The organism is Mycobacterium sp., from assembly GCF_044342925.1.
Taxonomy (GTDB): Bacteria; Actinomycetota; Actinomycetes; order Mycobacteriales; family Mycobacteriaceae; genus Mycobacterium.
Genome location: NZ_JBIIOV010000115.1, coordinates 1 through 10,829 on the forward strand (window position 1 = coordinate 1; position 10,829 = coordinate 10,829).

The following is a 10,829-nucleotide window of genomic DNA, read 5'->3' on the forward strand; positions in this document are numbered from 1 at the left end:
AGCCGCTGAGGAGCCACGCCATCGGTCTAGCGGGGCGACGATGCGGCGCAACGAAGTGAGCCGCTGAGAAGCCACGCCATCGGTCTAGCGGGGCGACGATGCGGCGCAACGAAGTGAGCCGCTGAGGAGCCACGCCATCGGTCTAGCGGGGCGACGATGCGGCGCAACGAAGTGAGCCGCTGAGGAGCCACGCCATCGGTCTGAGGCCGCAGACGGCTCAGCTGTGCTGGGATCGAACCCATGAAGTCGCGTTTCCTGCCCTATGCCACCACACCAGGCCGGCTGACCGCCCAGTTGATCAGCGACCTGCTCGCCGCCGCCTGGATCACCGTCTGGGTGATGGTGGGTCTGGGGGTGCACCGCGCGATCGCCGAGATCGCCACGGTGGGAACCCAGGTCAAGGACGGTGCCACCGGCATCTCCGACAACCTGAGTTCGGCCGGGGACAGCGCCGACCGCATTCCGCTGGTCGGCGATGCGGTGGCCACACCGCTGCGCGCCGCCAGCGAAGCGGCTCTGGACCTGGCCGGGGCGGGGCAGAACCTGAACACCACCGCGACCTGGCTGGCGGTGCTGCTGGCCATCGCGGTGGCGGCGCCGCCGATCATGGCGATCGGCATGCCGTGGTTGTTTCTTCGCATCCGGTTCTTCCGGCGCAAGTGGACGGTGATCGCGCTGGCGCAGACCCCGGCGGGTGAGCAGCTGCTGGCGCTGCGGGCGCTGGCCAATCGCCCGCTGCGCCGGCTGACCGCGGTCAACGAGGACCCGGTCGGTGCGTGGCGCCGGCAGGATCCGCACGCTGTCCGGGGATTGGCGGCGCTGGAGTTGCGCTCCGCCGGCGTCGCCCGGGTGACTTCGGTGCGCTAGCGAGCGCTCAGCGCACGCAAATGCACCGAAGGGAACCGTTTGGGCCGAGAGGCCGTCCACGACCATGTGATCGAGAATTATCTACGCCGCCACGACGGCGTCATCACGCTCGCTCAGGCCAGGCGTGCGGGCATCAGCGAATTCGCAGTCCGCCGGAAAGTGCGCTCGGGACAGTGGCGTCGCTGCGGGTCAGGTGTGTACTTCGTCGACGATCGGCCTTTCACTGCCGCCGCGCGACTGCGGGCTGCGGTGTGGGGTCGCGGTCCCCGAGCCGTCGCCAGCGGACTGGCCGCCGCCTGGTGGCTGGGCCTGATGACACTCGAGCCTGCGGTAGTGGAAGTCACGGTGCCACGCACGGCCAGCGGCCGAGGCAGCCCAGGGATCACACTTCGCCGGCGCGACCTAGACGAGCGAGACGTATTCGAGGACCGTGGCCTGCGTGTGACCGGACTGGCGTTGACGGTGTTGGAGGCTTCGGCCCGAAGGGGTGGAGGGCCGAAGATTATGGACTCCGCCCTGCAACGTCGGGTCGACCTCGCGGATCTACAGCGGACACACGTCCGTAATCGGGGCCGCTACGGCGCAGCCGCGGCGCGGCGGATGCTTCAGGCCGCCGCCGGCGGCGCACGGTCGGAAGCAGAGCGTCTTGTGGTTCGACTACTGCGGACCGCGGGGATCAGCGGATGGCACGCCAACTTCACAGTCGGCCCCTACTTCGTCGACTTCGCGTTCCCTGCGCAGCGGCTGGCCATTGAGATCGACGGCTGGGCGTTCCATAGCGATCGGCAGGCTTTCCAGAATGATCGCTCGCGGCAGAATTGGCTGTCCCTGCAGGGTTGGCAGGTGCTGCGATTCACCTGGCTGGACATCACCGGGCACCCTGAGGGTGTTCTGGCGGCGATTCGCGCCGCGATTTCGGTGCGCTAGCGAGCGCTCAGCGCACGCAAATGCACCGAAATCGGTTAGAGGATGGCGCCTGGGGAGTAGGAAGCCGCGTCCGGGTTCGCCCTGACCAACTCGTCGACCGCCGCGACCACGGCATCCACCTGATCACCCGCCGCCCCGGTGAAGGACTTCTTGTCGGCCAGGGCCGCCTCCAGCGCCGCCCGGTCCAGCGGCAACCGCGGGTCGGCGGCCAGCCGGTCGAGCAGATCCGGCTCGGCGCCGCGCTCGCGCATCGCCAGCGCGACGGCCACGGCATGTTCCTTGATCACCTCGTGGGCGGCCTCCCGGCCCATGCCGGCCCGCACCGCGGCCATCAGCACCTTGGTGGTGGCCAGGAACGGCAGGTAGCGGTCGAGTTCGCGCTGGATCACCGCCGGGTAGGCGCCGAACTCCGCCAGCACCGTCAGGAACGTCTCGATCTGGCCGTCGATGGCGAAGAATGCGTCCGGCAGCGCCACCCTGCGCACCACCGAGCAGAACACGTCGCCCTCGTTCCATTGCGCCCCAGCCAGTTCCGCGGCCATCGACGCGTACCCGCGCAGCACCACCTGCAGACCGTTGACCCGTTCGCAGCTGCGGGTGTTCATCTTGTGCGGCATGGCCGACGAGCCCACCTGACCGTCCGCGAAGCCTTCGGTGACCAGTTCATGCCCGGCCATCAGACGGATGGTGTGCGCCATCGATGACGGGCCTGCCCCCAGCTGCACCAGGGCGGACAGCACATCGTGGTCCAGCGAGCGGGGGTAGACCTGGCCGACGCTGTCGAACACCGCGGCGAACCCGAGGAAATCGGCTACCCGGCTTTCCAGTTCGGCCAGCCGGGCGGTGTCGCCGTCGAACAGGTCCAGCATGTCCTGGCCGGTGCCCATCGGCCCCTTGATCCCGCGCAACGGGTAGCGGTCGAGAAGCTCGCGAACCCGGCTCAGCGCAATGACGGTTTCCTGCGCCGCGGAGGCGAACCGCTTGCCCAGCGTGGTGGCCTGGGCGGCGACGTTGTGACTGCGCCCGGCCATCACCAGATCCCGGTAGGCCGCGGCACGATCGGCCAGCCGCGCGGCCACCGCGACGCCATGGGCGTGCACCAGCTCCAGGGAGTGCCGGATTTGTAACTGCTCGACGTTCTCGGTCAGGTCCCGGCTGGTCATACCTTTGTGCACGTGCTCGTGCCCGGCGAGTGCGTTGAACTCCTCGATGCGGGCTTTCACGTCGTGGCGCAGCACCCGCTCGCGGGCGGCGATCGAGGCGAGGTCCACCTGGTCGAGGACGCGCTCGTAGTCGGCCACCGCGGCGTCCGGCACGTCCACACCGAGCTCACGCTGGGCGCGCAGAACCGCCAACCAGAGCCGCCGCTCGGCGACGATCTTCGCCTCGGGCGACCAGATGGCGACCATCTCGGCGCTGGCGTAGCGGCTGGCCAGGACATTCGGGATTGTCACGAGCGGAAAGTTTACGGTTCTCCTCATGCACTACGTCGGAGTCGACCTGGCCTGGGGCCGGCGCAGCCCGACGGGAGTGGCCGTCCTGGACTCCTCCGGCGCGCTGTGTCACGTGGGTGTGGCCGGTGACGACGACGACGTCCTGGCCCAGTTGCGCCCCTACGTGACCGGTGACTGCGTGGTGGCCGTCGACGCCCCACTGGTGGTGACCAACCCCAGCGGCAACCGGCCCTGCGAGTCCGAGCTGAACCGTGACTTCCGGCGCTTCGACGCCGGTGCGCATCCGGCCAACACCGGCCTGGCCTGGTTCGCCGACGGCGGCCGCGGCTCATGGTTGTGCGCGGAACTGGACCTGGATCTCGACCCCCGCTCCCCGCGGGCACGGCGCGCACTGGAGGTCTACCCGCACGCCGCCAGTGTGGTGTTGTTCGGGCTACCCAAGACGCTGAAGTACAAGCAGAAGCTCGGCCGTAATCTCACGCAACTTCGCTCAGAGTTGTTGCGGCTCATCGGTTTTCTTGAGGATCTCAGCGCGGCGAATCCGCCCATGCAGCTGCGCTCACCGGCGTGGGCGACGCTGACCGAATCGGTCGGCGCGGCCACCAGCAAGACGCAGTTACGCCGGGCCGAGGACCCGATCGACGCCGTGCTGTGCGCCTATATCGCGCGGTACGCCGCGCAGCGCCCCCACGACGTCACGATCTACGGCGATACCGAAACCGGCTGCATCGTCACGCCGTCGCTGAGGTCCTAAGCCCACGACTTGGACGTGCCGGTCAGATCGCTGAGCTGATGCAGGAACCGCCGCACCTTCGCCGGGTTCTCCGGGCGCTGCCAGCCGAACGTCGTCGGCCGCTGCGCGCGGTCGTGCCAGAAGTGTCCCGGCTTGGACTCCGGCCGGGTGGCCACCAGCCACACCGCGGTGTCGGCACCGTCGGCCAGCTCACGCAGCAGCGGGCGGGTGATGACCCGGAACCGCGGCAGGTACTCCGCCACACCGGGGGTGTCCACCCATCCCGGGTGCATGCTCTCCACCTTGACGCCGGTGCCGGCCAGGCGGTGGGCCCAGGCGTCGGCCAGCACCACCTGCATGCGCTTGGTCCGGGCGTAGGTGCGCACCCCGTTGTAGTCGTGGTTGGACTCCAGATCCTCGACCACCAGCGGGGCGCTGTACATACCGCCGGAGGACACGAACACCACCGAGGCGCCGCGGGAAGCGCGCAGCAGCCCGAGCAGCCGTTCGGTTATCAGGTGCGGACCGAGGATGTGGGTGGCCAGTTGCAGTTCATGACCCTGCGGCGTGGTCAGCCGCTCCTTGGGCATCAGGCCGGCGTTATGCACCAGACCGTCCAGAGCGGGCACCCGGCCGGCGAAATCGGCGGTCCAGGCCATCACCGCGTCCAAGTCGGAGACGTCGCAGACCTCACCGATGACGTCGGCGCCCGGCGCCTCTTCGCAGATCTGGGCAGCGCACCCGCGGACCTTCTCCGGATTACGGCCCAGCAGGTGCACGGTGGCACCCAGGCGGGCAAAGGCGCGGGCCATCTCCAGCCCGATCCCCGCGGTGGCGCCGGTCACCAGGACCCGCTTGCCCACCAGGGCATCGGGGGCCGGGTCGGCAGGCCACCAACGCCGCCGCAGTCCGGATCCGATCCTGGTGTAGCCGAGCACCAGAGCGCGGTCCATCGCGCCGTCGATGATGCCCGTCACCGGACGGGGGACATTCGGGAACGCCATGTCAGACCAGATCGTCGCTAGGAGCCAGCACGTCAACCACGTCAACCAGAGTGTCACGAACACTCTGGCCCGCCCCGTCATGGTCGTCAATCAGCGCCGAAGCCACCGCTCCGTCGACGGCGTACAGCAGCGCGGTCATCATGTCGATCCGGGCGCGACGGCCGGAGCGCCCCATCGCTTCGGTGACCGCTTCGACGCGGGTTTGCAGCAGTCGCCGCTCCACCCCGCGCATCGCCGGATGGCGGGCGCAGGCGATGTACCGCTCGTAGCGCGAAATCAACTGCTCCCGATTGGGTTCACCGGCCAGCAGGTCGACCAGAAGGTCGGCTGCCGCCTCGGCTCCCCGGCGGCGCCGTGGCAAAGCCTGGACCCGCTCTCGGAGCTCGGCGACCTCAGCGGTGCCGAGATGTTCGACGGCCGCCTCGATCAGTTCGTCCAATGACGTGAAGTAATAGGTGGTGGACGCCAGCGGCAAACCGGCCCGCTCAGCGACCGCACGGTGCGTGACGGCCTGGAATCCACCCTCGCACAACAACTCACCGGCAGCACAGACGAGCGCGAACCGCCGTCGCTCGCCCTTCGGTGTCACCGCTGCCGTCACGGCTGACATGCTGCCAGCAGCACCGCGAACGGCACCCAGAATTGCCCGAAGAAGTGACCTTCGGACACTATGTGGCAATGCCCGACATCACGCGCCGGTCTGTGCTTCGACTGGGCGCCGGAGCTGTGGGCGCGGCCGCACTCGGCACCTCGGTGCGCAATCCCCTCGCCTCCGCCGCCCCGACCGCACCGACCATGGTGACCGGCACCTTCATCTCCGCCGCCCGCGGCGGCATCCCGACCAACTGGGCGATCGCCCGACCACCGGGCCAGGCCGCCCCGCTGCGTCCGGTGATCGCACTGCACGGCAAAGGCAGCAACGCGGCGTCGGTGATGGCCGGCGGTGTCGAGGGCGGCCTGGCCCAGGCAGTGGCCGCCGGGTTGCCGCCGTTCGCGGTGGTGGCCGTCGACGGGGGCGGAAGCTACTGGCACCGGCGCGCATCCGGTGAGGACGCCGGGGCGATGGTCACCGACGAGCTGATCCCGATGCTCGCCGAGCAGGGTTTGGACACCTCACGGGTCGGCTTCCTGGGCTGGTCGATGGGCGGCTACGGCGCTCTGCTGCTGGGGGCTCGCCTCGGCCAGGTGCGAACGGCCGCCATCTGCGCGGTCAGTCCGGCCCTGTGGCTCTCGGCGGGAGCGGCCGCGCCGGGCGCGTTCGACGGCGCCGACGACTTCGCCGCCAACAGCGTGTGGGGCCTGCCGGCCCTCGGTTCGATTCCGCTGCGGATCGACTGCGGCACCAGCGACCCGTTCTACGCGGCAACCCAGGAATTCATCGCCCAGCTGCCGACCCCGCCGGCCGGCGGCTTCTCCCCCGGCGGCCACGACGCCGGCTACTGGACCGCACAACTGCCCGGTGAGATCGCCTGGACGGCGCCGCTGCTCACCGCCTGAACGCGCGCAGATGACGTTGATAGCGTCGAGGAACCCGGCACCGATTCGCAGAACTCCAGCACATCGGCCCGCTGAGCCCGGAAGGCGGCGCGACGGTCGATCGCCGGTGGTTCCACTGTCACAAGGCGATCCGCCCTTCGGCAGCACCCAGCGCGATGTCGGTGCGGAAGTGACTGCCGGACAGCGTAATCGGCGCCAAGATCCGATAGGCCGCCTCCCGCGCCGCAGTCAGGTCGGCTCCGGTGCCGACCACTGACAGCACCCGGCCACCGGAGGAGACCACCGCCCCGTCGGCGCGACGGGCGGTGCCGGCGTGCCGGACACCGTCGCTCTCGGCGCCGGTGATGATGTCACCCACCCTTGGCGATCCGGGATAGTTCTGCGCGGCCAGCACCACGGTGACCGCGTACCCGTCCTGCCACTGCAAGGGCGGGAATGCGGCCAACGCCCCGGTGGCCGTGGCGTGCAGCAGCTCGCCCAGCGGCGACTTCAGCAGCGCCAGCACGGCTTGGGTCTCGGGATCGCCGAAGCGGCAATTAAATTCGACCACCGCGGGGCCGTCGGGGGTGATGGCGAGCCCGGCGTACAGCAGCCCGGAGAACGGGCAGCCGCGCCGGGCCATCTCGGCGGCCACCGGCTCGACGACATCACGCACGATCAAGGCCGTCACCGAGTCGGGCAGCCACGGCAGCGGGGCGTAGGCGCCCATACCGCCGGTGTTCGGACCGGTATCGCCGTCGCCGACGCGCTTGAAATCCTGGGCCGGCAGCAGCGGCACCACGGTGGCGCCGTCGACCAGACAGAACAGCGACACCTCGGGGCCGTCGAGGAACGACTCCAGCAGCACCGGGTGGCCGGCCGCCAGCACGTCGACGGCGTGCGCGCGGGCGGCGTCCCGATCGGCGCTGACCAGCACGCCCTTGCCCGCGGCAAGTCCGTCGTCCTTGACCACCCACGCCCGCTGCCCCGCCGGCGGGCCGAACCGGTCCAGGGCGGCGTCGAGTTCAGCGGGTTCGTCCACCGTTTCGCTGGCCGCGGTCCGCACTCCCGCGGCAGCCATCACGTCTTTGGCGAAGGCTTTGGAACCCTCGATGCGGGCGGCGTCCCGCGACGGCCCGAAGCAGGCGATCCCGGCCGCGCGCAGGGCGTCGGCCACACCGCGGACCAGCGGCACTTCCGGCCCGATCACCACCAGATCGGCGTCGATCCGACGGGCCAGCGCGACGACGTCGTCCGGGGACGCGGCGTCGACGTCGTACTGCTGGGCCAGGGCGGCGGTGCCGGCGTTGCCGGGCGCCACCGCCAGGAAGTCCACCCCGGGATCCTGCTTCAGACCGACGAGCAAGGCGTGTTCGCGGGCACCGGACCCGATGACGAGGACGCGCACGATGTCACACCCTAGCCAGGGCGGTCACCAGACGACCAGTCGCACCAAGGGGAACGTCCCCCGGATCAGGCCGGCACTACGTGTTGGACCCAGATGTTCGCCTCGACAAGGACCGCATGGTCATGTTCGACCGAGCAATGCACCGGCGCGAGTGCGCCCGGCGCCAGCACGGGACCGGTCACGTCGAAGGGCAGCCCCGTCCAGTCCCGCCATTGCGCCAGCGTGCCGGGGATCGTCTGGCTCAGGGGCGCCACCTTCTCGATCTGTCCGCCCGCTCGGATATGCACGCGCAACCAGGGATCGACGGGCAGCCCATCCTCACGCACCCGATACGCATAGTCCTGCATCGGCGTCAGCGGCTCCGCCGCTTTCCCCGTCGGGCGCACCGGGGCGACCATGTACCGCAACCCGCGGTCCGCCGCGCAGCGGCGCATCGCATCGAGAACGACCGCCGAGCCGCCGGCGCCGCGATAGGCGGGCAGCAGGGTGATCTCCAGCGCGCTCAGCGCGTCCGGCGTGCGCCCGAGCGCGCGGTCCTCAACGGCCCAGCGCAGGACGCCGTCCCAGCCGGTGTCAGGCAGTGCCTCTCGTCCCGGCACGCCCACCCAGGCGAAGGGCACTGCCAACGCGCGGCCGACGGCGATATCGGGCCGCTCCGGCTCCACCACCGCGAAGGCGGTATCGCGGCAGTCCTCGAAGCCGAGCTCCTCGAACCGCAGCCTCTCGAAATAGATCTTGGCAACCGGGTCATGCATGAAGTCCGGCCACAGCCCGTGGATCGCCGGCGCGAGGATCTGGTCCAGCAGGTCCGCTCGCCCGCGCAGCGCGACCAAGGCCAACCTGTCACCCACCGGCGTTCGGCACCGTTCGCTCATCAGGCGAACCTACCGCCGCCGTCCGAACAACTGGCGAGCCGCAAACCCGCAGCCGGGAGTCACCAGGTGTCGACGAACCTGCCGGCGAAGCAGCGTCCCTTGACCACCGCGATCCGCGGCACCACGCCCGACAGCGCCGCCCACAGTGCGAAGGCCCGCACCTCCAGGGAGGACACCGTCGGGTAGTCGGTGTCACCGGGGCGCCCGCCTCCGCCTTCGGCGAAGAACACAGTCGGCAGCCGCATCCGCTCGATGAGTTCGAACAGCCGGTCTTTCTTGCGGTGGCCGAATACGCCCTGCGTCCCGGCGAGCACGGTGTAGTCGTAGGCCAGCACCGCGCACGGCCGGCCGTCCACCCGGGCCGTTCCGCCGATCAGCCCGTCGGCGGGGGTGCGGGCGATCAGATCATCGATGTCGCGGCGGCTGCGTTGTGCGGCAAGGGCGAACCGGCCGTATTCGACGAAGGACCCGGCGTCCACCAGGTCGTCGATGTTCTCCCGCGCGGTCCGGCCCCCGGCGGCGTGGCGCCGCTGAACGGCGTCCGGCCGGGCGGCGTCGGCGGTGAGCGCACGACGGCGCAGGAGTTCGTCCAGGTGCTCATCGCTCATCAGGCGAACCTACCGCCGCCGTCCGTACCATCCGTATGCATGGGATATCCCGCGTATCCGCCCTATCCGCCCTATCCGCCCCCGTATCCGTACCCCTACCCGCCGCCCCCACCGCCGCGCAGCGGGGCCGACGTGGCGATCTCCGTCATCGCCATGGTGTGCACCGTGGCGATCGGTGGGGTCGGATCCTTGATGGCCCTGTCCGGCCTGGCTTTTCTGGATCACTGTCCGCCCTCGACCTGCAGCCCGCAGGGAGCGGTGACCGCGGTGATGACGGCGATCCTGGGGGCCGCGCTGGTCGGTTTGGTGGGCCTGATTCTCACCATTGTCCGACTGGCGAGTCGCAAACCCGCGTGGCCGTTCGCCGTCGGCACCCTGGCGGCCGTCGTCGGGGTTTTCATCCTGGGCGCGATCGGCTACAGCGCGGCGGTCGGCTAGCGGCTTTTTACGGGGCCTTTTTTCGCTTGGCCACAACCTTCTCGACGACGGAGTTGAACGTCGAGCCGAGCGGGAAGCCGACGTAGTGGGTGATGAAGATGGCCATCTCCCGCAGTTCCTCGGCGGTCATCTCCTGGTTGTGCAGGGCGGCGCTGACCTGAATCTCCGCCAGATCGGGCAGACCCAGGGCGGTGACGACCGAAAGCGTCATGATTCTCTTATCGCGCATGGACAGTCCGGGCCTGCTCCAGATGTCGGCGAACAGATGATCGGCAGTCAACGCGAAGTAGTCGCCCGGCAGGTTGGGCATGTCCCAGCCGTAGACCTCCTTCATCTTGTCCAGCCCTTTACGGCGCACGTCGTCGGTGTGTTCGGCCACCCTCACTCCTCTGTCCGGTTCGGCACGCCTAAGCCGTCGGCCAGGTCACGTCGCGCGATGTGGGCCAGGGGCAACTCAAGACCCAGCGAATCCCCCAGCCGCACCGCCAGATCCAGGTCCTTCTCGCCGAGCCCGCGGGTGTGCGTGAACATGTCGTACAGCCAGTGGCCGGGCTCGATCTCGTGCACGTTGTCGCGGATCATGATCGCTCCGGGGCCGCCGGTCTGGGCGTCGGTGTGGCGCACCACCCGCCCGAGCGACTGCAGGTCCAGGCCCGCCGCCTCGGCCAGGCGCATCGCCTCGCTTGCCGCGGCGAAGCCGGTGAACGTCAGCATGTTGCGGGCCAGTTTCATCCGGGTTCCCGCGCCGGGTCCGCCGGCGTGGATAACCAGCGACGCCCATTGTTTGAACACCGGCTTGACCCGTTCGTACACCTCGCGGGAGGCGCCGACCATAGTGGCGAGCTGACCGTTGGCGGCCGCCGCGCCGCCCCCGCTGACCGGCGCATCGATGACGTGAATCCCGTTGGGCGCGAGCCTGTCCGCCAGCTCTGCGGCGGTGCCGTCGGCGATGGTGGAGTGGATGGCGATCACGGTTCCGGGCGACACGTGCCCGGCGAGTTCAGCCACCACCTCGCGCACCTGGGCGTCGTCGAGCACG

Annotated in this window: 11 protein-coding genes and 2 pseudogenes; 5 read left to right on the forward strand and 8 right to left on the reverse strand. The window is 69.8% G+C overall.

Annotated elements, in window-relative coordinates; translation table 11 throughout:
* Positions 1-240: 240 nt before the first annotated feature.
* A complete protein-coding gene (locus ADBZ6I_RS12405) occupies positions 241-867 on the forward strand; it encodes a hypothetical protein (protein WP_526384241.1) in 627 nt (208 codons plus the stop codon).
* A gap of 66 nt (positions 868-933) precedes the next feature.
* Entirely contained in the window at positions 934-1,794 is an 861-nt protein-coding gene (locus ADBZ6I_RS12410; RefSeq protein ID WP_526384261.1) for an endonuclease domain-containing protein, read from the forward strand.
* Positions 1,795-1,829: 35 nt separating this feature from the next.
* Here ADBZ6I_RS12410 and purB read toward each other — a convergent pair whose 3' ends face one another.
* Positions 1,830-3,248 (reverse strand): adenylosuccinate lyase, encoded by a 1,419-nt coding sequence (purB, locus tag ADBZ6I_RS12415; RefSeq protein WP_526384243.1) that lies wholly within the window; start codon positions 3,246-3,248, stop codon positions 1,830-1,832.
* Between the two features lie 25 nt (positions 3,249-3,273).
* On the opposite strand from purB, the gene ADBZ6I_RS12420 reads away from it, so the two are divergent.
* A complete protein-coding gene (locus ADBZ6I_RS12420) occupies positions 3,274-4,002 on the forward strand; it encodes a DUF429 domain-containing protein (protein ID WP_526384245.1) in 729 nt (242 codons plus the stop codon).
* Here ADBZ6I_RS12420 and ADBZ6I_RS12425 read toward each other — a convergent pair.
* Complete coding sequence (locus tag ADBZ6I_RS12425) at positions 3,999-4,985, reverse strand: SDR family NAD(P)-dependent oxidoreductase (protein ID WP_526384247.1); 987 nt, start codon at positions 4,983-4,985, stop codon at positions 3,999-4,001. The genes ADBZ6I_RS12420 and ADBZ6I_RS12425 overlap by 4 nt on opposite strands.
* Before the next feature lies 1 nt (position 4,986).
* Positions 4,987-5,595, reverse strand: coding sequence for a TetR/AcrR family transcriptional regulator (locus ADBZ6I_RS12430; RefSeq protein ID WP_526384249.1), 609 nt, complete (start codon positions 5,593-5,595; stop codon positions 4,987-4,989).
* 68 nt (positions 5,596-5,663) lie between these two features.
* On the opposite strand from ADBZ6I_RS12430, the gene ADBZ6I_RS12435 reads away from it, so the two are divergent.
* Positions 5,664-6,482 carry an alpha/beta hydrolase gene (locus ADBZ6I_RS12435; protein WP_526384251.1) on the forward strand — a complete coding sequence of 273 codons (819 nt, stop codon included), beginning with the start codon at positions 5,664-5,666 and terminating at the stop codon, positions 6,480-6,482.
* Positions 6,483-6,600: 118 nt separating this feature from the next.
* Here ADBZ6I_RS12435 and purD read toward each other — a convergent pair whose 3' ends face one another.
* From purD to ADBZ6I_RS12450, 3 genes and pseudogenes are all read right to left on the reverse strand, one after another.
* Positions 6,601-7,869, reverse strand: a complete 1,269-nt coding sequence (gene purD / locus ADBZ6I_RS12440) for a phosphoribosylamine--glycine ligase (RefSeq protein ID WP_526384253.1) — start codon at positions 7,867-7,869, stop codon at positions 6,601-6,603.
* A gap of 65 nt (positions 7,870-7,934) precedes the next feature.
* Entirely contained in the window at positions 7,935-8,744 is an 810-nt protein-coding gene (locus ADBZ6I_RS12445; protein WP_526384255.1) for a hypothetical protein, read from the reverse strand.
* A 71-nt stretch (positions 8,745-8,815) separates the two neighbouring features.
* A pseudogene (locus ADBZ6I_RS12450) lies at positions 8,816-9,352 on the reverse strand (carboxyl transferase domain-containing protein); the annotation flags it as partial.
* Between the two features lie 39 nt (positions 9,353-9,391).
* On the opposite strand from ADBZ6I_RS12450, the gene ADBZ6I_RS12455 reads away from it, so the two are divergent.
* Positions 9,392-9,790, forward strand: coding sequence for a hypothetical protein (locus tag ADBZ6I_RS12455; RefSeq protein WP_526384257.1), 399 nt, complete (start codon positions 9,392-9,394; stop codon positions 9,788-9,790).
* 13 nt (positions 9,791-9,803) lie between these two features.
* Here ADBZ6I_RS12455 and ADBZ6I_RS12460 read toward each other — a convergent pair.
* Positions 9,804-10,124 (reverse strand): annotated as a pseudogene (locus ADBZ6I_RS12460) (carboxymuconolactone decarboxylase family protein); the annotation flags it as partial.
* Positions 10,125-10,171: 47 nt separating this feature from the next.
* Positions 10,172-10,829, reverse strand: a 658-nt coding sequence (locus ADBZ6I_RS12465; protein WP_526384259.1) for an NAD(P)-dependent oxidoreductase, incomplete at its 5' end; no start/stop codon positions are given.